This window comes from Hymenobacter chitinivorans DSM 11115 (genome assembly GCF_002797555.1).
Classification (GTDB): domain Bacteria; phylum Bacteroidota; class Bacteroidia; order Cytophagales; family Hymenobacteraceae; genus Hymenobacter; species Hymenobacter chitinivorans.
The window spans coordinates 42,884-65,118 of the sequence record NZ_PGFA01000006.1 but is presented as its reverse complement, the minus strand read 5'-3'; the positions used below and the strand labels follow the sequence as shown (position 1 = coordinate 65,118).

The 22,235-nt window shown below is 61.5% G+C and carries 17 protein-coding genes; 9 read left to right on the top strand and 8 right to left on the bottom strand.

Annotated features, from left to right (window positions below):
• Window positions 1-126 precede the first annotated feature (126 nt).
• Window positions 127-1,890 (top strand): aspartate--tRNA ligase, encoded by a 1,764-nt coding sequence (gene aspS, locus CLV45_RS24365; protein ID WP_100339119.1) that lies wholly within the window; start codon window positions 127-129, stop codon window positions 1,888-1,890.
• Window positions 1,891-2,388: 498 nt separating this feature from the next.
• Here the strand turns inward: aspS and CLV45_RS24355 are convergent, their stop codons facing one another.
• Both CLV45_RS24355 and CLV45_RS24350 read right to left on the bottom strand, forming a co-directional pair.
• Window positions 2,389-5,358: a fibronectin type III domain-containing protein gene (locus CLV45_RS24355; RefSeq protein WP_100339117.1), complete on the bottom strand. Its 2,970-nt coding sequence runs from the start codon at window positions 5,356-5,358 to the stop codon at window positions 2,389-2,391.
• A 208-nt stretch (window positions 5,359-5,566) separates the two neighbouring features.
• Window positions 5,567-6,601 carry a phytanoyl-CoA dioxygenase family protein gene (locus CLV45_RS24350; protein ID WP_100339116.1) on the bottom strand — a complete coding sequence of 345 codons (1,035 nt, stop codon included), beginning with the start codon at window positions 6,599-6,601 and terminating at the stop codon, window positions 5,567-5,569.
• A 225-nt stretch (window positions 6,602-6,826) separates the two neighbouring features.
• On the opposite strand from CLV45_RS24350, the gene CLV45_RS24345 reads away from it, so the two are divergent.
• The 4 genes from CLV45_RS24345 to CLV45_RS24330 all read left to right on the top strand — a co-directional run bounded on the left by CLV45_RS24345 (window position 6,827) and on the right by CLV45_RS24330 (window position 13,457).
• A complete protein-coding gene (locus CLV45_RS24345; RefSeq protein WP_100339115.1) occupies window positions 6,827-9,907 on the top strand; it encodes a sensor histidine kinase in 3,081 nt (1,026 codons plus the stop codon).
• A 120-nt stretch (window positions 9,908-10,027) separates the two neighbouring features.
• Entirely contained in the window at window positions 10,028-10,684 is a 657-nt protein-coding gene (locus CLV45_RS24340) for a response regulator (RefSeq protein WP_100339114.1), read from the top strand.
• A 432-nt stretch (window positions 10,685-11,116) separates the two neighbouring features.
• Window positions 11,117-11,911 carry a 3'-5' exonuclease gene (locus tag CLV45_RS24335; RefSeq protein ID WP_245882985.1) on the top strand — a complete coding sequence of 265 codons (795 nt, stop codon included), beginning with the start codon at window positions 11,117-11,119 and terminating at the stop codon, window positions 11,909-11,911.
• 184 nt (window positions 11,912-12,095) lie between these two features.
• A complete protein-coding gene (locus tag CLV45_RS24330) occupies window positions 12,096-13,457 on the top strand; it encodes an OmpA family protein (protein ID WP_100339113.1) in 1,362 nt (453 codons plus the stop codon).
• 78 nt (window positions 13,458-13,535) lie between these two features.
• On the opposite strand, the gene CLV45_RS24325 is transcribed toward CLV45_RS24330, so the two are convergent.
• The 5 genes from CLV45_RS24325 to nuoK all read right to left on the bottom strand — a co-directional run bounded on the left by CLV45_RS24325 (window position 13,536) and on the right by nuoK (window position 19,149).
• Window positions 13,536-14,930, bottom strand: coding sequence for an NADH-quinone oxidoreductase subunit N (locus CLV45_RS24325; protein WP_100339112.1), 1,395 nt, complete (start codon window positions 14,928-14,930; stop codon window positions 13,536-13,538).
• 17 nt (window positions 14,931-14,947) lie between these two features.
• A complete protein-coding gene (locus CLV45_RS24320) occupies window positions 14,948-16,432 on the bottom strand; it encodes a complex I subunit 4 family protein (protein ID WP_100339111.1) in 1,485 nt (494 codons plus the stop codon).
• Entirely contained in the window at window positions 16,432-16,689 is a 258-nt protein-coding gene (locus CLV45_RS25635; protein WP_394338494.1) for a superinfection immunity protein, read from the bottom strand. The genes CLV45_RS24320 and CLV45_RS25635 overlap by 1 nt, the downstream gene beginning before the upstream one ends.
• A 21-nt stretch (window positions 16,690-16,710) precedes the next feature.
• Entirely contained in the window at window positions 16,711-18,693 is a 1,983-nt protein-coding gene (gene nuoL, locus CLV45_RS24310) for an NADH-quinone oxidoreductase subunit L (RefSeq protein ID WP_100339109.1), read from the bottom strand.
• Window positions 18,694-18,816: 123 nt separating this feature from the next.
• On the bottom strand, window positions 18,817-19,149 hold the full coding sequence (gene nuoK, locus CLV45_RS24305; protein WP_100339108.1) for an NADH-quinone oxidoreductase subunit NuoK: 333 nt from the start codon (window positions 19,147-19,149) through the stop codon (window positions 18,817-18,819).
• Between the two features lie 290 nt (window positions 19,150-19,439).
• Between nuoK and CLV45_RS24300 the strand changes: the two genes are divergently transcribed.
• The 4 genes from CLV45_RS24300 to CLV45_RS24285 all read left to right on the top strand — a co-directional run bounded on the left by CLV45_RS24300 (window position 19,440) and on the right by CLV45_RS24285 (window position 21,543).
• Window positions 19,440-20,042, top strand: a complete 603-nt coding sequence (locus tag CLV45_RS24300; protein WP_245882984.1) for an RNA polymerase sigma factor — start codon at window positions 19,440-19,442, stop codon at window positions 20,040-20,042.
• Window positions 20,043-20,167: 125 nt separating this feature from the next.
• On the top strand, window positions 20,168-20,557 hold the full coding sequence (locus CLV45_RS24295; protein ID WP_211289997.1) for a hypothetical protein: 390 nt from the start codon (window positions 20,168-20,170) through the stop codon (window positions 20,555-20,557).
• Window positions 20,558-20,577: 20 nt separating this feature from the next.
• On the top strand, window positions 20,578-20,784 hold the full coding sequence (locus tag CLV45_RS24290) for a hypothetical protein (RefSeq protein WP_100339106.1): 207 nt from the start codon (window positions 20,578-20,580) through the stop codon (window positions 20,782-20,784).
• Between the two features lie 192 nt (window positions 20,785-20,976).
• A complete protein-coding gene (locus CLV45_RS24285) occupies window positions 20,977-21,543 on the top strand; it encodes a DUF1003 domain-containing protein (RefSeq protein ID WP_100339105.1) in 567 nt (188 codons plus the stop codon).
• Between the two features lie 50 nt (window positions 21,544-21,593).
• Here CLV45_RS24285 and CLV45_RS24280 read toward each other — a convergent pair whose 3' ends face one another.
• On the bottom strand, window positions 21,594-22,214 hold the full coding sequence (locus tag CLV45_RS24280) for a hypothetical protein (protein ID WP_157807772.1): 621 nt from the start codon (window positions 22,212-22,214) through the stop codon (window positions 21,594-21,596).
• Between the last annotated feature and the right edge of the window lie 21 nt (window positions 22,215-22,235).

The window sequence follows — 22,235 nt, the reverse complement described above, 5'->3', positions numbered from 1 at the left end:
CGGTTGCCCCCGGCGTGGCACCGGTCCGGGCCCCGACAGATTCGAGGCGGCGTGTGGCGCAGGCGGCCCCGAGTCCTATCTTTGCGCCGAGCGGCCCGCTTCTTTCATTTAGAATACCCTTCGACTATGCTCCGTACGCACACTTGCGGCGAACTTCGCCCCGACCATATTGGCCAAACCGTAACCCTGACCGGCTGGGTGCAGCGCACCCGCGACAAGGGCGGCATCCTCTGGATTGACCTGCGCGACCGGTACGGCCTGACGCAGCTGGCCCTGGAAGAAGGCGTCGAAACCGAAGAGGTGCGGGCCCAGGCCCGGGAGCTGGGCCGCGAATACGTGCTCAGTGTGACGGGCAAAGTAGCCGAGCGCCACTCCAAAAATGACAAGATGCCCACCGGCGGCATCGAAATCCGGGTCGAGAAGCTCGACGTGCTCAACCCGGCCAAGCTGCCGCCCTTCCTGATTGAGGACGAAACCGACGGCGGCGACGACCTGCGGATGAAGTACCGCTACCTCGACCTGCGCCGCAACACGGTGCGCAACAACCTGATGCTGCGCCACCGCGTGGCCCAGGCCACCCGCCGCTTCCTCGACGGCCAGCAGTTTATCGAAGTCGAGACGCCAGTGCTGATCAAGAGCACGCCCGAAGGTGCCCGCGACTTTGTGGTGCCCTCGCGCATGAACCCCGGCGAATTCTACGCCCTGCCCCAGTCGCCCCAGACCTTCAAGCAGCTGCTGATGGTGTCGGGCTTCGACCGGTACTTCCAGATTGTGAAGTGCTTCCGCGACGAGGACCTGCGGGCCGACCGGCAGCCGGAGTTCACTCAGATTGACTGCGAAATGTCGTTTGTGACTCAGGAAGACATCCTGAATACCTTCGAAGGCCTGGTGCAGTATCTGTTCAAGGAAGTGAAGGGCCTGGAAATCGGGGAGCTGCCCCGCATGACCTACGCCGACGCCATGCGCTACTACGGCAACGACAAGCCCGACACGCGCTTCGAAATGAAGTTCGTGGAGCTCAACGACGTGGTCAAAGGCCAGGGCTTTCCTGTATTCGACGCGGCCGGCCTCGTCGTAGGTATCAACGCCCACAACTCGGCCATGTACACCCGCAAGCAGCTCGATGAGCTGACCGAGTTTGTGAAGAAGCCCCAGGTGGGCGCCACCGGCCTGGTGTACGCCCGCGTGGAAGCCGACGGCAACGTGAAGTCGTCGGTGGATAAGTTCTATTCCCAGGACGAGCTGCAGAAGTGGAAAGCCGCTTTCAACGCCCAGCCCGGCGACCTGCTGCTGATCTTGGCCGGGGAGCCGAATAAAACCCGCAAGGCCCTGAGCGAGCTACGGCTGGAAATGGGGCAGCGCATGGGTTTGCGCGACAAGGACGTGTTTTCGCCGCTGTGGGTCGTGGATTTCCCGCTGCTCGAGTACATCGAGGAGGAAGGCCGCTACTTCGCCATGCACCATCCCTTCACTTCGCCCAAGCCCGAGGACGTGGCCCTGCTCGACAACCCCGACACCATCGGCGAGGTGCGGGCCAATGCCTACGATATGGTTATCAACGGCGTGGAAGTGGGCGGCGGCTCCATCCGCATCCATGACCGGGCCGTGCAGGCGCGCATGTTCAGCCTGCTCGGCTTCAGTGACGAAGAGGCCAAGGCCCAGTTCGGCTTCCTGCTCGACGCCTTCGAGTACGGCGCCCCGCCCCACGGCGGCATTGCCTTCGGCTTCGACCGGCTCTGCAGCCTCTTCGGCGGCGCCGACTCGATTCGGGACTTCATTGCCTTCCCCAAGAACAATTCCGGCCGCGACGTCATGATTGACTCGCCCTCGCCCATTTCCGGCGCCCAGCTCAAGGAATTGAGCATTGCCACGGCGGTGGAGAAGAAGTAAGTAGATGGAGCCTCAGCAGTACCCGCACGTCTTTCATACGTCAGTCCAAGGTGGGTACTTCGGCTTATTTATCGGCTTTAGCTTACTAGTCGTGGCAGGCTGGGAATCGATAAATCAACCACCGAATTTTACGGCCGTAATCTTCTTCCTATGCCTGGGCAGCACTTTTCTCTTCTTCAGTGTTAAGTCGCTGGCGTATCCCCGCGTTGAGTTAAAGCTCGCACCAGCTGGTCTCTGGACTCCGACAACCAGCTTCCTGCCGTGGAAATCTGTTCAAGTAATGATTAAGTCAGCATCGGGGGGAAAGGCAGGGACAATGTATTTTTTGGTTGTAATCCATCGCCAAACCCGGCAGCAGCTTGACACAATTGCTATTGCAGGACTCAACGGTTCGACTGCTGAAATAGAAAGGTTGCTGAACAGATACAAACACAACTGAACCAAAAGCGGCCCCTGATTCTTCAGGGGCCGCTTTTGCATTGAATAAGATACTCTAATCTACTCCACCAGCACTGCCTTACTCACCGTGCCCTGGCTGGTAGCTAGCCGCAGGTGGTAAGCTCCGGGGGCCAGGCCCAGCAGGTTCAGGGAGTGGGGCTGGGCGGCAGCGGGCAGGTTCCAGGTGCGCACCGTCTGACCCAGGGTGTTGTACAGCGCCACCTGCAGCGGCTTACTCTGCAGCGCGGCCGGCAGCTCCAGCCAGGCAAGGTTGCGGGCCGGCACGGGGTACACGGCCACCTGCTTGCTCAGAGCCGCGGGAGCCACTGCCAGCTTCGTGTCGCGGGTCAGGAGCACGGAAAACCGGGTGCTGGTGGGCGTGGTGCCCAGCGTAAACGAGTAAGTGGGCTGCTGGGCCAAATTAACGTTGGTCCCGGTCTGGGCGTCGCGCAAGTAGGCGAAAGTGCCGGGGGGCAGGTTAAGCAGGCGGGAGGCCGTAAGGGAGTACGTACCCGCGGCCGGGCTGCCCACAGTGAGCGGCAGCGTCAGGTCGTCATCGGTCAGCAGGGGGCGGCCACTGATGGCCAGGGGCTGGGCGTCGGCCCAGGCCAGGTAAGGTAGACCGCTGGTCGGTAGGCGGGTGGCGTCGAAGCGGGCATCAAACCCGGCCGTGGCCCCGGGCTGGAAGTAAACCGTAGCTTCATCGGCGGGGCCGGTGGCGCCGGCCAGGCTGAGTTGGAGCAGGGGCCGGATTTCGGTAGTCGTGGGCGGCGCGGCGGCGTTGAAAAAGTCGGGGTAGCGGGCAGCTTGGGTAAAGGTAACGCTGGCTGGCGTGCTGGCGGCACTCACGCGTACCCAGAAAGCCTGCCCCGGCAACACGTAGCGCCCCGCCCCGATACCGTTGACGTAGGGCCGGTAGGTGCCGTTGGGCTGGGAGGTGTAAATGGCCGCGTCCAGGCCGGTCGTGGTGCTGGCGCCGGCCACCGCGTCCCAGTCGAGTACGCCGGGGTAGGGGTTGCCCAGCAAGTGGTAGCCCGACTGCGGCAACGTGCCTCGGGTGAGGCCGCTACGGGTAATATTGCTGGAGTTGAGCGGCCCCGTGACGGCCAGCAGGGCGCCCGTACTAGTGTCGAGGCGGTAGCCCAGACCGGGAGTAATAACTTCAGTCAGGGCCGTTGGGGAAAAGAAGCCGGTTTCAAAATCGGCCCGCGGCTCGACGGCGGTGCTGATGCGGCTCTGGTCGAAGCCAAACACGGTGGGGTAGGGCACCACGGCGGCGGGGTTGGCACTGGTATTATACGCGGCATTTACCACCGGCGCGTAGCCCGGCGCGGCCAAGCCGGCCAGGGTAGCGGTGCGCACCGGGGCCGCGTAGAAGTGACGGCCGGCGGCCGGCAGCAGCTTTTCGGCCGTGACGCTGCCCGCCACGAAGCTGTCGGCGTCGCGCACCACCTGGGCCCCGTCGAGCAGGCGCAGCGACCCGTCGGTTTGCACCTGCACGATGGAGTTCTGCACCGTTTTGAGCAGATGCTGCACGCTGATGGCGTTGGTCAGGTTCAGCTCGTCCTGGGGCGTGGCGTCGCCCACCACTAGGTTCTGGAAGGTGGTCGGCTCCCCGCCGCCCACGTCGTGGGGCGTGCTGCCCCAGAAGCTCACGGTGCTGGTGGGGTCCAGGGTGAGGGTAGCGCCGTTGTTGTTCCAGTAGCCACCAATGGCCAGGGTGCTGCCCGCTGCCTGGACTAGACTGCTGCCGGGCGGCAGCGACACGTAGCCGCTGGCACTAAGCTGGCTGTTGGCCGTGAGCGTGAGCGTGGCGTCGGGCCGCAGCCGCACCACCCCGCTCACCTGCCGGCCCGTCACGATGGGCTGATTGGCGGTGGCGTTGATGAGCACGTTGGTCGTGGCCGCGGGTACTAGGTTGGCGCTCCAGTTGCCAGGCTCGTCCCAGGCCCGGCTCACGGCCCCGGTCCAGGAAGAGTTGGTGTTGGGCGGGGCCAGGGTCGTGACATACACGGCAGGCTGAGTACCCGGCGACGAGGCCCCGTTGCTGCACGTGCTGAACACCATTATTTGATACGTGGTGGCGGGCAGCAGGCCGGTCAGCTCCACCGGCGAGGTAGTGCCCGTCACGGTGCCGCTCTGGTTGCCGGAGGTGGCAAAATACTGCACCTTGTAACTCACCGGGCTGTTGGCGCCCGGCACGAAGCTTACCGTGGCCGTGGTCTGGGAAGTAGCCGTGGCCGTGACACTGGTGGGGTTAGGGCAGGCCGTGGGCGGGGTGAAGGTGTAGACCTGCCCCGTGGCCGGGCGCTGATTGATGGTGTTGGTCGAGACGGTGCTGCTCACCGTGGGCGCCGCCGAGGCATCACTCAGGGAAAGAAAGCTAAGGTAGTTGCCCCGGATGCCGATGGTGGCCGACAGCTCACTGGTCTGCGGAATACCCGCTTCCTGCCGGTAGCAGTACTGAATCACCCCGGTGGTTTCGTAGAGCTTGACCTGAAAGGAGATGGTCGAGTAGGGGTATTGCGCATCGCCGGCCGAGCGGGGCCAGCTCCAGTTGCGCCATTCGGCCGTGAGCACCCGGTTGGGCGCGGTGCCTTCCGTTAGAAAAAAGGCTTGGCCTACCCGGCCGTGCAAGTCGTCCCAGAGCGGAGCAAACAGCGGGGCGTAGGCCCGGGTGCCCTGCAAATCGAACCCATTGTTGCTCGACGTGGCCGAGCCCACCGTCAGGCTGAGCCAGCCGTTGGAATCCATGACGAACCGCGTATAGGTTGCCCCCTCAAACACGAATGGGAAGCCGATGTCGAAGGGTCGCGACTCATTGTCGTCCTGGGTAATGTCCTTTACCTGGACGGTTTCATACACGAAAGGCACCGGCGTGTAGGTGCCCTGGGAAGCGGCAAAGGAATACGCCCGGAGCGGAAATGTTTGCACCTGGGCCCAGCTGGCCGCAGTGGTGAGCAGGCTCAGCACAAACGGCAGCACGTGGCGCCACCTGGGCCGCCACGCGGTAAGTAAAGTAAGCTGCATAAGCGAAAGAGTAATAAGTTGAGAAACTGATACTTGGTAAGCGCTTAAAGGTATATGCTAAACCGGTAATATATACTATTGCCACTCTACGAATCCGGCCCCGGCGAAGACCGGCGCAGTAGCTGGCGGGTGGCCTTACCCGCGGGCCGCCCAGGCCGGCTGTGCGGGTTGAGCACCCAAGCCCCGGTGCAAGTCGACACCAGCCGGCTTAGCGCCACTGCATCGTTTCCCGAAACTCCACCGGGTACATGTTCAGGTACTGCACAATGCGGGGGTAGGTGCCGCGGTTAGGGCTGCTGCCGTGGGGTAGAAAGTGGTGCCAGATGACAAAGTCGCCGGCCTGGGCGGCAATGGGCACGGCCTGCGCCTCCAGATTCACCTGCCGCGGGTCGGAGCCGGCCGGCAAGTGGGCCAGCCAGGTTTCGAGCTGGCGGTGGAAGCCGGGCACGCAGCAGAAAGCGCCCTGCTCGGCGGGGGTGTCGCAGAGGTAAAGCAGGCCCTGGGTGCCGAAGTGGAAGGGCGGCTGCAAACTCACGTCCCAGTGCAGGCGCGGCCCCTGGAAAGGCAGATTAACCGTTTCGGGCGGGTTGAAGCTGGTTCGGTCGGTGGTGGTCCACAGGTCGGGCGTTTGCCAGAGCTGGGCAAAGGCTTTCTGAATTCGCAGTGTCCGCCGGTTGGCCGCCAGGGTGGGGTGGTGGTAAAACTCCATCATAATACCCTTGCCGATGGTCTTTTCGTACCACGACGCCGGCTCGGCGGGCCGCATGCCCAGGGCCTGCCACACCGCGGCCTCCGTGGCCTGGGCCTGCTCCCGCGGCACGGCGCCGTGCACCACCACGTAGCCATTTTCGTCCCAGAAGCGCAGATCCTCGGCGCTGAGCACGTCGGGATACGCTTCGATTTCGTGCAGATGCGCCAGCAGGGCCGGGCCGTAGGGCTGGCCGGAAAAGACGCTGTTCAGGCGCTCCACCTGCTCGGGAGCCAGCCGGCCCTCGTTTCGGGCCAATATCCACTGCTCAAACTCCTCAAATTCCGGGGCATGTTGCAGCAGGTACTGGGTGGTTTCTTCCAGAGCCAACCCCAGCCCGTGGAGCAACAGGTTGTCGAAGCGCCAGTCGTGCTCGGTTACTTCCACCGGCTGGCCCTGGCGCCGGACCCGCGCCAGAGCCCAGAACCGCTTGAGGTGGCGCACGCCGAGGCGGCCGGTTTCGGCGGAGCTAATCTGGAGGAGGGATTCGCGCATATCGACTGGTCAGACTTCGTGAAGGGACTTGGCAAGATAACAATAGCTGATCCGGTCAAGGTACCGAAACGCGGGGATTGAAGAATCGGGTTTGGGAGCGGGTCAACGACTTTTTAACCGCCCACCCGGAATTGGGCGGACGCCGGGAAATCCCTAGGTTGCAGTTGGAAACAGCCGCGCGGACCCGCCTGGCCCGGCTGGTTCCGACTATTCATTGTCTTTCCTATGACCAACCTGTTGGCCGCGTGGCGGCGACTGGGGCTGCTGGGGCTGCTGGTGAGTCTGGCCGTCGTGGCCCGCGCCCAAACCTCTTCCGCCCTGACCTTTCATACGCTGACGGCGGCCCAGGGCCTGTCGGAAAACAGCGTCTACAGCATTGTGCAGGACCGGCGGGGCTTTCTGTGGTTTGGCACCCAGGATGGGTTGAGCCGCTACGACGGAGTAGAGTTTCGGGTGTTTCGCAACGACCCCCAACGCTCGGGCAGCCTGAGCAGCAACTTCATCTTGTCGTTGACCGAAGACCAGCAGGGCCAGCTCTGGGTGGGCACCGGCGGGGGGGGGCTGTGCCGCTACAACCACGTAACGGGCCGTTTCCGCTCCTTTGAGTACGAGCCCACCGATGAGAACGGGCTGGCCGACAACTTTGTGCGCGTCGTGTACTGCGACCGGCAGGGGCGGGTGTGGGCCGGCACCGAAGGCGGCTTGCACCGCTTTGAGCCCCGCAAAAACCATTTTCAGCGCTTCGTGCACGCGGCCAGCCTGCCCGAAAACCTGCGCCGCAACTCCGTCCGGGCCATTACGCAGTCGGCCACGGGTACGCTCTGGGTGGGCACCGGCGAAGGTCGAATCAGCCGCCTGAACCCGGCCACCGGCTACCTCGAAGCCGATCCGCGCTGGGCCCCTACCAGCGCCATTACGGCCCTGCAGCCCGATAAGCAGGGTGGGCTGTGGGTGGGCACCGAAACCGACGGGCTCTGGTATGTGCCGGCCACCGGTCCGCGCCAGGGTATTGGGCAGCGGGTGGCGGCCGGACCGGGGGAGGCTATCCGGGCCCTGTTTCTCGACCAGCAGCAGCACGTCTGGATTGGTACCAACAAGGGGCTGGTGCGCTACCAGCCCGTGGCCCACACGTTCACCACGTACCAGCACCAGAGCGGGGTCGTGCATTCCCTGCCCGACAACGTGGTGCTGTCCGTGTTTCAGGACCGCTCGGGCCTGCTCTGGACCGGCACTGAGGGCGGCATCAGCAGCTTCGAAGCCCAGCCCAGTGCCTTTGCCGCCTATCCGGGCCTGGCCGGCCGGCCCAACGGTCCGGTGTGGGCCGTGGCCGAAGACGCGGCCGGGACGGTGTGGGTGGGTACCGAAAGCCTGGGCCTGGTGAGCTACAATCCCGCCACGGGCCAGCGCCGGGAGTTTCGGCACCACCCCCAGGACCCCGGTAGCCTGAGTGAGGACTTCGTGCGGGCCCTGTGCTTCGACCGGCAAGGCCGCTTGTGGGTAGGCACCCAGAGCCAGGGCCTCGACTGCTTGGAGCCCGGCGCCACCCGGTTCCGGCACTACCGCCACGACCCGGCCGTAAAAAATACTATCAGTGAAGACTTTATCCGGACCATTTACGAAGGACCCGACGGGCGGCTGTGGGTGGGTACCGAAGGCGGGCTGAACCGCTTCGAGCCGGACAAAGACGGCTTTACTAGCTTCCGCAACGACCCGGCCAACCCGCGCAGCCTGAGCAACAACTTCGTGCGCGTGGTGCACCAGGACCGCACCGGCCGGGTGTGGGTGGGCACCGGCGGGGGCGGGCTGTGCTGCTACAACCCCGTCACGGGCCAGTTTTCGGCCTTCCGCACCGACGACCGAAACCCGCGCAGCCTGAGCAGCAACTTCGTGCGCTCTATCCTGGAAGACCACGCCGGCCAGCTCTGGGTGGGCACCGAGGGCGGGGGCCTCTGCCGCCTCGACGACGCGCGCCGGGGCATTTTCACTACTTTCCGGGAGCCCCAGGGCCTGCCCAACGACGTGGTATACGGCGTGCTGGAAGACGCCCAGCAGCACCTCTGGCTTTCCACCAACAAGGGCCTGGCCCGCTTCACGCCGGCCAACAACCAGTTCTATACCTTCGACACCCGCGACGGACTGCCCTTCGACGAGTTCAACGCCGGCGGCTACTACGCCAGCCCCAGCGGGCGGCTCTACTTTGGCGGGGTGCAGGGCTTGGTCAGCTTCCAGCCCGGCGCCGTGCGTACCAACGCCGTGCCGCCGCCCGTGGTGCTCACCGGCTTCCGCAAGTTCAACCAGCCTGTGGAGCTCGATACCAGCATTACCGTGCGCCGCCGCATCGTGCTGGGCCCCCAGGATTATTTCTTTTCCGTGGAGTTTGCGGCCCTGAACTTCCGCCTGCCGGAGAAAAACCGCTACGCCTACATGCTCGAAAACTTCGACCCCGACTGGGTGCAGGCCGGCACCAAGCGCGAAGCCACTTATACCAACCTCGACCCGGGCACCTATACTTTTCGGGTACGGGCCACCAACAACGACGGAATCTGGAACCCCCGGGGCACGGCCCTCACCATCGTGGTGCAGCCCCACTGGTACGGCACCTGGTGGTTCCGGATTCTGATTAGCTGGGTGCTGTTTGGGCTGCTGTTCCTGGCCTACCGCCTGCGGGTGCGCCAGCTGCTGGCCCTGGAGCGGGTGCGCCACAACATTGCCCGCGACCTGCACGACGACATGGGTTCCACGCTCAGCAGCATTTCCATCCTGAGCCAGATTGCCCGCACTCACCAGCACAACCAGCGTACCGACCAGGCCACGGCCCTGCTCGACCAGATTGGCGACTCCTCGCGCCGCATGCTCGACGCCATGGACGACATCGTCTGGACCATCAACCCGGCCCACGACTCCATGGACGATGTGGTGGCCCGCATGCGCAGCTTCGCCTCCGACGTGCTCGAAGCCCGCGGCATCGACTTCACCTTCCGCGCCGACCCGTCCATTGCCGGGCTGCGGCTGAATATGCGGGCCCGGCGGGAGTTTTTTCTCTTGTTTAAGGAAGCCGTAAATAACCTGGCCAAGTACGCCCAGTGCACCGAGGCGGCCATTACCCTGGCCTACGAGCACCAGCGGCTGGTACTCACCGTGCAGGACGACGGCGTGGGTTTCGACCCCCAGGCCCCGGCCCAGGGCGGCGGCAATGGCCTGACCAATATGAACAGCCGGGCCGCCGCCATGAAGGGCGTGCTCGACATTCAGACGGCCCCCGGTCAGGGCACGGTGCTGCGCCTGAACGTGCCGCTAAAAAGCTGATTTATAGGATTAAAATTGCCGAAAACCGGCCGCTGAAAAGTTGCTCACATTATCATGTAGGCTCAACCAGGGCCCCGGGCACCGTATCTTTACCTTCGCAAACTCCGCTAGCCGAACCCTATGGAAACTCCCACCCGCGTCCTGATTTACGAAGATAACTCCGACCTGCGGGCCAGCCTGAGCCAGCTGCTCGCCGGCTCGCCGGGCCTGGAGCTGGTGGGCGCGCTGGGCAACTGCACCCAAGCCACGGCCGACGTAGCCCGCCTTACCCCCGACGTTATCCTGATGGATATCGACATGCCCGGCATCAACGGCATCGAGGGCCTCAAGCGCATTAAGAAGTCGGCGCCCCAGGTCAACGTGGTGATGCTGACCGTGTTTGAGGACAACGACCGGGTATTTGAAGCCATCTGCGCCGGCGCCGACGGCTACCTGCTCAAGAAAACGCCGCCCGTGAAGCTGCTCGACGCCATTGGGGAGGTGCGCCTGGGTGGGGCCCCCATGACGCCCGCCATTGCCCGGCAGGTGCTGCGCCTGTTTCCGCGCTCCAAGCCGCCGATGGCCACCGCCACCGACGAGTCGCCGGCCAACCTCAGCGCCCGGGAGCAGGAAATTCTGGGTTTGCTCGTGGAGGGCTACAGCTACAAGATGATTGCCGCCGACCGGGGCATCAGCATCGACACGGTCCGGTCCCACATCAAGAAAATCTACGAAAAACTGCACGTGCGCTCCATGACCGAGGCCGTGTCTAAAGCCCTGCGTCAGGGCCTGACCTAGGCCGCGGCCCCGGGCTACTCACATAATCATGTGATTGATTGGGGACGCGGAATGCTGCAACTTGAGCATGACCAATGGCCCCGCCGAATCCGCCATGCAGAGGGTAAGCGGAGCCGTTGGATTTTTACTTCCTAAATTGTCGGACGCCATGCCAAAACCACGCCGCCAAGTGCTGATTGTGTTAGTAGGGTTATGGCTCCGGGGCCGCCCCGCCCTGGCCTGAACGGCGGTAATTGCCCCGCGCGCTTTGGCTTCCGACATCCGCCGCCCGACTTCCGGTTTCACACCGCCGGAGGCCGGGCGGCGTAGTTTTGGGCTCCTGCCAAGGCCGTAAACCAGCCGGCTGGCCGAAAACGGCCCGCACATTTTTAAGACGATTCTTGCGCCGGGCGGTTATCTTCGATATTCAAATACCGGTTGGCGCGCTTCGCTATGCAGATTTTACGCAATATTTCCCTGGAACAGGTCTTCGTGCTCGACATCGAAACCGTGCCCTGCGTAGGCTGCCACGATGAGCTGAACGACATGTTGCGCCTGCTCTGGGAGCATAAGTGCCACGCCCTGCGCCGCGAAAAAGGCTGGAGCTCCTCCCGCGCCGACGTGGAGGAAATGCCTTCCCACCTCGAAGCCGCCTCCCTCTTTGAGCAGGCCGGCATCTACGCCGAGTTTGGCCGGGTAGTATGCATCTCGGTGGGTTGCTTCACCTTCGACAAGCAGGAAGAGCTGTGGCGCTTCCGGGTCAAGAGCTTCGCCGACCACGACGAGGTAACCATGCTGCGCGAGTTTTCGGCCTTGCTGGCCCGTAAGCCCAATTACCTGCTCTGCGCCCACAACGGCAAGGAATTCGACTTTCCCTACCTGGGCCGCCGCCTGCTCATCAACGGGCTGCCGCTGCCGCCCCAGCTCGATATTGCCGGCAAGAAGCCCTGGGAAATTGCCCACCTCGACACGATGGAGCTCTGGAAGTTCGGCGACCGGAAATCCTACACCTCCCTGTCGCTGCTGGCGGGCTTGTTCAACATTCCCACGCCCAAAGACGACATCACCGGCGCCGACGTAGCCCGGGTGTACTACACCGACAACGACTTGCCGCGCATCGTGCACTACTGCCAGAAGGACATCATTACCACGGCCCGGCTGTTGCAGAAATTCCGTGGCGAGCAGCCCTTCGCCGACGAGGCCGTCATCTACGCCGACGGCATCAGCGCCGTGATGAAACGCGTGTAAAATTCCGGTTTCCACAGTTGCCAGTCAGGCCCCGTTTCAACTTGAAACCGGGGCCTAACTGGTTTTAAGGGGTTTTGGTCGGAGATAGTGGGAGTGGGAAAAGAAATGCAGAAAAGAATATATTTGGTAATATTTAAATAAAAATTAGTATTATTATCTATCAGACACGTTAACCTCGACAAGTATGCATCAGAACCTACTGGAAGAAGTTGAAACGTACTTTACGGGTAATACCGTAAGCCAGACCAGCGTAGTGGTGGGCGAGAGTGAGGAGGGAGTTCGGAAGGCTTTAGGCAAGATTACCCCGCTTATTCTCAGTAGTTTCATGGGCCGCGCCGAGCGGCCCGGTGGCCCGGAAGTCCTCTGGACCCTAACCCACGAAGCCGCCGAATCGGGCGCGCTGCCCAACCTGCTCACGGCCGACACCCTGCAGCGCCGCTCCGACCTGATGCGGGCCTTGCTGGGCGAGGCCTACGGCGCCACCGTAGCCCGCATTGCCACGGCCACGGCCATTCAGCCGCCGTCGGTAGAAACCCTGCTGGCCATTGTGGCCCAGGCCGTGCTGCACCGCCTGGCCAGCTACGCCACCCTGCACCACCTGAACCCCGAGGAGCTGCTCAGCTTCCTGAAAAGCCAGCGGACCCAGGTGCTCGAAGCCTTGCTGCCCGGCAGCTCGGTGGGCCCATTCAGCGCCGAGCCGGCATCCGGGCGCCTGGTCCGGCCCGAAGTCCCGGCCAGCACCGTGCCCGAGCCAGGCGTCGGCACCTGGGCGCCGGTGGGTGGCGGGCACACCTACAGTTCACCCGCCGCCCCGGCAACGGACAATCCGCCCGCAACTTCCGCCTCCCGCTGGGCCTGGGTGCTGGCACTGGTAGTGCTGGGCGCCGGGGCCGAGTACTTCGTAATGCGTGACAAGGCCGGCAATGGGGCCGTAGCCACCAATCCGGCCGTCCTGGCCCTAACCAGCGCCGCGTCAGCGCCCGGCACCACCCCCGCTGGCTTCGGTAGCGGCGAAGCTCCGGCAGCTCCCGGCGGCCACTACGACGCGGCCCTCGATACCTACGTCTACGACCCCGGCCGCCCCGTAACGCTAACCATGGTCGACGGTAGCAGCCAGACCGTGGGCGTCAACTCCACCGAAAACCGGCTCTACACCTTCCTGGCCAACCCCGCCGTGCAGGTCGACCCCGTGAACCGCACCAAGGGCTGGATCAACTTCGACCGGGTCAACTTCGACGCTAAGAAAGCTTCGCTCACCGACGAGTCGCGGCAGCAGCTGCGCAACGTGGCCAGCATTCTGAAGAGCTTCCCCAACGCCCGGGCCAAGATTGGCGGCTACACCGACAGCACCGGCAGCGTACTGGCCAACCTCAAGCTTAGCCAGGACCGAGCCAACGTGGCCCTGTCGGAGCTGGTGGCCATGGGCATTCCGCTGAGCCGGCTGGAGGCCAAGGGCTATGGGGGCAAGCACGGCGTGGCCAGCAACGCTACGCCCGTCGGCCGGGCCCTGAATCGCCGCATCAGCATTCGGGTAACCCAGAAATAATCTTGACTCAAACCGGCAGAAAACAGAAAGAGCGGCCCTCAGGGCCGCTCTTTCTGTTGGGTAAGCCAGGGAGCCAGCTTACTTGAATACTTCGCTGAACAAGCCCGGCAATACGCCCAGCACCACCGTTAGCAGGGCCAGCAGCACCAGCACCGCCGATTGAAAGCCGCTTACTGCCACGGGCTCGGCGGTTTCGTCTTCGGCAGGCTGCATGTACATGGCAATGATGGGGCGCAGGTAGTAGTAAATGCTGACCATCGACATGACGACGGCGAAGACCACCAGGCCCACATAGCCCCGGTCGATGGCCGCGCCGAAGGTGAAGAACTTGCCGAAGAAGCCGCCGGTGAGCGGAATACCGGCCAAGGACAGCATGGCCACGGTCATCACAAAGGCCAGCAGCGGATTGGTTTTGGCCAGGCCGTTGAAACCGGCGTAGTCTTCGCGCTGCCGCTGATCCGATACCAGCTTGAGCACGGCGAAGGCCGCTATTGTGGCAATGGAGTAAGCCAGGGAGTAAAAGAAAATGGCGTTGGCCGAGAGCTTGCCGTTCACCGCAATCAGGGCAATGAACAGGTAGCCGGCGTGCGAAATACTGGAGTAAGCCAGCATCCGCTTCACGCTGGACTGGGCCACGGCGCCCACGTTGCCGATGAGCAGCGTCAGGACGGTAATGGCCATCAGCGTCGGCACCCAGAAGCCTTTGGCGGCGAAGAAGGCGGCCATCAGCAGCTTGAAGAAACCAGCAAAACCAGCCGTTTTCACCACCGTGCTCATGAAGGCCGTGAAGAAGGTCGGGGTGCCTTCGTACACGTCGGGCGTCCAGTAGTGGAAGGGCGCGGCCGATACTTTAAAGCTGATACCGATGAACATGAGCAGCATGCCGATGTAGAGCATGGGCTGCAGCGAGGCATTGGCGGGGTTGACGATGCCCGCGTTGATGTCGGTAAGCTGGAAGGTGCCGGTAGCGCCATACACCAACGCAATGCCGAAGAGCAGGATGCCGGTGGCAAAGGAGCCCATCAGGAAGTACTTCAGGGCCGCTTCGTTGGAGCGCACGTTGCGCTTGTCGGAACCGGCCACCACGTACATTGACACGCTCAGGATTTCGATGCCTACGAAGAGCATCAGCAGGTTATCGTAGCTAACCATCATAATGGCGCCCACGAGCGAGAAGAGCAGCAGGGAGTAGTACTCCGCCAGGTTTTCCTGGCCGTCGCGCACGTATTTCTCCGAGAAGGGAATCAGCAGCAGCGTCGAGAGTACTACGATGCCGGTAAAGGCCACCGAGTACCGGTCGATGGTGAGCATGTTGTTGAAATACGTCTGGGACGCATTCCAGTCGAGCAGGTTGGCACCGAAGACCAGGGCCAGAATGACCATGGCCGCCGGCAGCAGGATTTTGTTGGACTTCAGGAACCCGAGAAACAGGTTAACGATGCCGAGAACGGAGAGCAGAATGATGGAGGTCATGTCGTCGGAATCAGGGCTTAGCGTTTACCCACAAGGGTTAAGATCTGCAGTACAGCGGGCTCCGAGATGCGCAGGAAGGTATTGGGGAACAAGCCAATCCAGAACACGAGCACAATCAGGGGCACCAGCACGGCCAGCTCGCTGCCGGTCAAATCCTGGATAGTCGAAGTAAAGGAGGTTTCGGGGCCCAGCATCACGCGCTGGAACATGCGCAGCAGGTACACGGCCGCCAGAATAATGGTAACACCCGCCACGGCGCCCAGCCACATGTTGTACTGGTACACGCCGGCCAGCAAGAGGAATTCACCCACGAAACCGTTGGTGAGCGGCAACGCCACGGTACCGAGCAGCAGCACCAGGAAGCATACCGACAAGAGCGGCGTGTGCTTGGTCAGGCCGCCTAGCTCCGCAATCTGCCGGGTGCCGGTGCGGCGCTGGATAATGTCGCCGATAAAGAACATGCCGACTACGTTCACACCGTGGGCCAGCATCTGAATCACGGCACCCTGCAGGCCCATGAAGGTCAGCGAGAATACGCCGGCGGCCATCAAGCCCACGTGGGAGAGCGACGAATAAGCAATAAGCCGCTTCATGTCGCGCTGGCGAATGGCGATAATAGCGCCGTAGATAATGCCGATAACCGCGAGAATCATCACCAGCTTACCCCACTGGCTGGTACCGAGCGGGACGATGGGCAGCAGCCAGCGCAGCGTGCCGTAGATACCCATTTTGAGCATGATGCCCGAGAGCAGCATGGTGGCGGGCACGGGGCTTTCGGTGTAGGTGTCGGGCTGCCAGGTGTGGAAGGGGAAAATCGGCATCTTCACGGCGAAGGCAATGAAGATCAGCCAGAACACCCAAGCCTGCTGCGAAGCCGTCAGCGTCAGGTTGTAGAAAGCGGCAATGTCGGAGGAGCGGACCGCACCATTGGCGCCGGTCTGGAAGTAGAGGTACACGAAGGCGGCCAGCATGAAGAGCGAGCCGATAATGGTGTACAGGAAAAACTTGAAGGTGACGGCAATGCGGCGTTCCGAGCCCCAGACGCCGGCCAGGAAGTAAATCGGAATCAGGGCCACTTCCCAGAAGAAGTAGAACAGGAAGGCATCCAGCGACACGAACACACCGATCAGGCCGGTCTGCATGAACAGAATCAGGGCGTAGAAGGCCGAGGCGTTGGGATAGTCGTGGCGGAAGGATGCCAGGATGATGAGCGGCACCAGAAAGGTGGTCAGCAGCACCAGCAGCAAACTCAGCCCGTCCATGCCAATGTGGAAGTTGATACCAGCCGAGGCTATCCAGGGAATGTTGACGACAAACGTGGAATAGGCGGCCTCGCTGTTGCCGGGCGTCATATTCGAAGCGGCCGTAACGGCGGCAAACACGGCCACGGCAAATTCCACCAGGGCTGCCCCCAGGGCCATTACCCGCGCCGCATTGCCCTTGGCAAAGTGCAGCAGCAGCGCCGCCGCGACGGGAAAGAAGAGTAAAAAGGCAGTCAGCATTAGCTAAGTAGGTTGTTCGGGCTACGTTTAGAACGAAAAGCAACAACGGCTTCTCTGTCGGCAGGAGTTGGTTCCAGCGCTAGGTTAAGAGCGTATAACCAGCCAATAAATGTCCAGCCCAACATTGTATTGACTAAGAGGACAGTCCAATAATTCGGTTGCTTACGACCGTAAAAAGCGGGTAGAAAGTAGCAGCCTAAAAGAACGAGTAGCCCAAACGGGGAAAACTCAGGAGCAACATCGGCTAGTAGGAGCATCTTCATCACTACTTCGAGTGGCTACAGCCGCACCAGGTTCAGGGCTAGAATCAGCACGATGCCGACAACCATCAGAATCAGGTAGAGGCCCACGTAACCGGTTTGCACGTAGCGCAAGAGCTGCCCGCCACCCAGCGTCACGCGGCCGAAGCCATTCACGATGGGGTCAATAACGCCCTGCTCCACGTAGCGGTACAAGCCTTTCGACAGGCCCATGATGGGCCGCACGAAGATGCCGTTGTAGAGCTCGTCGATGTAGTATTTGTGGTACACCAGGCTTTCGGGAGCCGAGCGTTGGGCGTCGTCCTCAGCGGGGCGCACCCGGCGGCTCACGTACTGCACGTAGGCGAAGAGGATGCCCAGCACGCCGGCCGCTACCGACAAACCAATGAGCATCAGCTCAGTGCCGTGGTCCAGCTCCGAGGCAAAAGCTTCCGGGTTGAGAGCTTTCGAGTAGGTAAAGAGCGGAGCCAGATAATCGGCCAGGTAGTGCTTGCCCAGGAACATCGGGGCGCCCATGAAGCCTCCCACGGCAGCCAGAATTGCCAGCACAACCAGCGGCAGGGTCATGCTAGCCGGCGACTCGTGCAGGTGGTGCTTCTGCTCCTCGGTGCCCCGGAACTCGCCGAAGAAGGTCAGGAACAGCAGGCGGAACATGTAAAAAGCCGTCAGGAAGGCCGTCAGCAAGCCCATGCCCCACAGAATCTTGTTGTGCTGGAAGGCGTGCTCCAGGATTTCGTCTTTGGAAAAGAAGCCCGAGAAAGGTGGAATGCCCGAAATAGCCAGGCAGCCAATAAAGAACGTGAGGAAGGTAACCGGCAGCGCTTTGCGCAGGCCGCCCATGCGGCGAATGTCCTGCTCGTTGCTCATGGCGTGAATCACGGAGCCGGCACCCAGGAACATCAGAGCTTTGAAGAAGGCGTGGGTCAACACGTGAAACAGCGAGGTGCTGTAACCCATGACGCCCAGGGCCAGGAACATGTAGCCGAGCTGGGAAACCGTGGAGTAGGCCAGCACTTTCTTAATGTCGTTCTGGGCCAGGCCGATGGTAGCGGCAAACAAAGCGGTGATGCCGCCAATCCAGGCCACAACGTGGAGCGTGTCGGGGGCCAGGGTGAAGAGTACGTTGGCGCGCAGCACCATGTAGATACCGGCCGTTACCATGGTAGCGGCGTGAATCAGGGCCGAAACCGGGGTGGGGCCGGCCATGGCGTCGGGCAGCCAGGTGTAGAGCGGCAGCTGGGCCGACTTACCCATGGCGCCCACGAAGAGCAGCAGGGTAATGGCCGTGACGACGCCCGTGCCGATTTGCAGGGTCGAGGCCTTGTGGAAAACCTCCCCGTACTGCACCGAGTCGAAGGTGAGGTAGATCAGGAAGATACCCAGCAAAAAGCCCAGGTCCCCGACGCGGTTGATGATAAAGGCCTTCTTGGCGGCGTTGTTGTTGGCCGTTTCCTTGTTCCAGAAGCCGATGAGCAGGTAGGAGCAGAGCCCCACGCCTTCCCAGCCAATGAACAGAATCACGAAGTTGGCGCCCATTACCAGCACCAGCATGCTGAATACGAACAGGTTCAGAAAGGCGAAAAACTTGCCCACGTTCTCGTCGTGGTGCATGTAGCCGATGCTGTAGACGTGAATCAGGAAGCCCACGCCCGTCACCAGCAGCAGCATCACTAGGCTGAGCTGGTCAATCTGGTAGGTGAAGGGAATCTGCATCGTGCCGACCGAAATCCAGTCGAAGAGTTTCACCGTGTAAGCCTGGTGGGCCGTAGCGCCGGGGGCCACCCACTGGGCCGTGGGGTGCAGAAATTCCCAGAACAGCGTTACCGCAATCAGGAAGGAGCCCAGCACCATCAGGCTGCTGATGGCCCCGGCCACCGTGCCCGAGAGTTTTTTATTGAGCAGGCCATTGATGAGAAAACCCAAAAACGGCAGCAGTGGAATCAGCACGTACAGCAGCGTGGAAAAGGGGGCGCCGGCTGCGGGTATTACAGTTTCTTGCATAAGGAGTATGCTATAAGAAAACCGTCTGTCATCCTGAGCTTGCGAAGGACCTTACACTGTTGAACGACTCGTTCTGGCGCGGTAAGGTCCTTCGCGTGGCTTAGGATGACAGGCGAGTTATCATTACCACTTAAGACGGTTAAGCAGATTGACGTCGGTATTCTGGAAATTGCGGTAAATCATCACAATGATGCCCAGGCCAACCGATACTTCGGCGGCGGCCACGGCCATGATGAAAAACACGAAGATTTGCCCGTTGGGGTCGGAGCGGTAGGCGGAAAAGGCCGTCAGCAGCACGTTTACGGCATTGAGCATCAGCTCCACGCACATGAAGATGATAATGGCATTGCGCCGGGTTAGCACGCCCGTTACGCCGATGGCAAATAGCGCCGTGGCGAAGTATATGTAATACTCAAGCGGGACGGTGCGAATGACTTCCGGGATGGTCTGTTCCATGCAGTGGGGTCAGCGGACAAGGCAAAGAGGCCCAGCCAAAGCTCAGCTGGGGTGAATTAGCTGGCAAAGGTATCCTGAAAATCGGTAAATCCACAGGGAAAAGTACAGTTCTGGCCGTTGCGGCCGGCAGGAAAGGGCCATCAGCAAGGAATTAGAAACATTTAATTCGTCCGGCCTGTCGGCCAACGGGAAACAGGACGTTCTTTTCATTTGCTGCTCCGCTATATATCCCGCAAAATATTCTGGTGCCGATAAAGTATTTTGCTGCCTTCCGCGTCTGCTTAGTCAGAATGGACGCACTAGCACTAAACGCCTTGCCCGTAGGCACGATGAGAGGACAGGACCGGCAGATTCAGGAGGCTGTGCAGCAGCAGCGCGGCCGGCTGCTGGCTTTCATCCGCCGCCGCGTACCCGACCCGGACGACGCCGAAGATATTCTGCAGGATGTCTTCGGGGAGCTGGTTGAAAGCTACCGGATGCTCAAGCCCGTCGAGAAAGTAGCCTCCTGGCTGTTTCGCGTGGCCCGCAACCGCATCACCGACCTCTACCGTAAAAAGAAAACGGCTTCGCTGGAAGAGGAAATGCTCCGCTACGCCGACGACAATGAGGAAGGCTCCCTGTTGCTGGCCGACGTGTTGCCCGCCGACGATGACGCCCCCGAAAACCGCCTGCTCCGCGAAACCCTGATGGAGGCTCTGGCTGAAGCCCTGGAGGAATTGCCCAAAAACCAGCGCGACGTATTCGTCTGGCACGAGCTGGAGGGCCGCAGCTTCAAGGAACTGGTCGAGGAAACCGGCGTCCCGCTCAAAACCCTGATTTCGCGCAAGCACTACGCCGTGCAGCATTTGCGCCAGCGCCTGCAGGCGCTTTACACCAACTTGTTCACCGATTAATGGGCGAATGATTAATGGGCTCATGTGCTGTAACAACTTAACCGTTGACTGCACAGAAATGCTACTTCAAGGAGTAGAACACAAGCACATTACCGCATTAGACGTTAATAAGCACATTTAACATCATGAACCGTAAATTCTGGGCGCTGCGCGTCCTCAAATTCATTGTCCTGGGTACTTTGTTCGTGGCCGTTATGGGCTACGCTACGATGAGCCTCTGGAACTGGCTGGTACCCGAGCTTTTCCACGGCCCGGTCATTAGCTTCTGGCAAACCCTGGGTTTGCTGCTGCTCACCCGCCTGCTCACCGGCTTTAAAGGCGGTGGTGGTCGGCCCGGCTTCAGCCGCAAGTGGCAGCAACACCGCAACGACTGGAAGCAGAAAATGGAAAGCCGCATGGCCGGCATGACGCCCGAAGAGCAGGAGAAATTCCGCCAGAAAATGCGCGCCAGCTGCGGCCCGCCCTGGATGCGCCGCTCGGCTTTCGAAACTCCCCAAACGGCGGCGGCCGAGTAAAGCTTCTTGCTGCCAGCGTCATGAAGGCCGCTACCGAACGCAAAGTTATCCGCTGGCTGCACCTGCTGCTCAGTATTCCCATCCTGGGGTTCATTTATGGTCCCGTTGCCGATATTCCCCGGGCCGCCTTTGCCGTGCGCTACGTCTTTATGCCCGTTGTGATTTTATCGGGCTTGTGGCTGTGGAAAGGCCACGCAGTGCGCCGCTGGCTAGTGGCAAAGTCCTGATAGGCTCAGTAAAAAATGAGAAGCGGCTCCTGATTCTTCAGGAGCCGCTTTTTTTATAACCTAACTGCTGGGAGCAGGCCCTGCCACCCTAGCGGCTGAAAGGCTACCAGACTTGTAAAAAAAGATGGCAGCTACGGCGCAGCTGCCATTTTCGGGCCGCCCGTATACAAGGGCAATATCATCTGGAGCCCCATGGTTGTCCCTGATTCTTCTCCTAACTCTGAGCAAGCTGCCCGCGGCGGAATGGCCCAGGTAGTGGAGCGCAATATCCAGGCGCTGCTGCAGCGGCAGCAGGCCGAGGAAAAGCAAAAGACCTGGCAGGACCGCACCGCCGACGCCGTAACCAAATTCACCGGCAGCATGACCTTCGTGCTGATTCACCTGGTCTTGTTCACCGGCTGGATTCTGTGGAACGTGGGCTGGCTGGGCCTCAAGCCCTTCGACCCGTCGTTGGTGATTCTGGCCATGGAAGCTTCCGTGGAGGCTATTTTCCTGTCCACCTTCGTGCTCATCAGCCAAAACCGCATGGCCGCCCTGGCCGACAAGCGCGCCGACCTCAACCTGCAGGTCAGCCTGCTCAGTGAGCACGAAATAACCCGGCTGGTGATTCTGGTCCGGGAAATAGCCCGGAAAATGGATGTCCAGGAAGCCCAGGATCCGGAAATCCCCGAGCTGGCCCAGGACGTGCACCCCGAGCGGGTGCTCGACACGATTGAAAAGTTTCAGCAGAAAGCCGAGCAAGGCCAGCAGGGCCAGTAGCCAGGTTAGCATCAGCTACTGGCCGCTAACTGGCTGGGTGCTTGCAGGACCTACAGCGGCACGTATACCGCCGGGGCCTCTGCCTCCTGCTCGGCAAACATAACCTGTGCCCGTTTGAAGCCCTTTTTGGCCAGCTTATACATGCTAACCTGATATTTAGGCTCGCCGTAGCTAACTCCCTGCAACGCTGTGGCCGGCTTGGAAGTCGACGACAGCACCAACCGGACGGTATTATCGGCGGCCTCCGCTTCCAGTTCATCTTCGAACGTAGCCCCCGCCGCCCCGATGGGTGGGTGGATAAGCAGCACGACAAACTCGTGTTTAAAATCGATGGGAGCAGCCGAGCCGGCAGGTTGCGCTGATACTACGTCCTGGGCTTCAAGCACGTGTTGGAATGCGGCGCTGTCGGCTACAACCAGGTAGTCGGTATTGGCAGGGCGGGGTAGCTCTACTGTGCCATCCTCGTTTACTTGTCCCAAGCCCGTGTACTGATCTTCACCAGCGGCAGCCGCTTCCTGGGCCTGTGCTGCGTTGACCTGTCCCAGAATCATTGCCATAGCTTCCTGGGCCGAAGTCCCCTTGGGGTTTCTGATGAAGCTATACCCTTCCATTTCCTGAGAAGGTACTTCATTACGGGAGCAGCCCACGCTGGTCAGTAGGAGGGCTGCCAAACCCAGAGAGATGATACACTT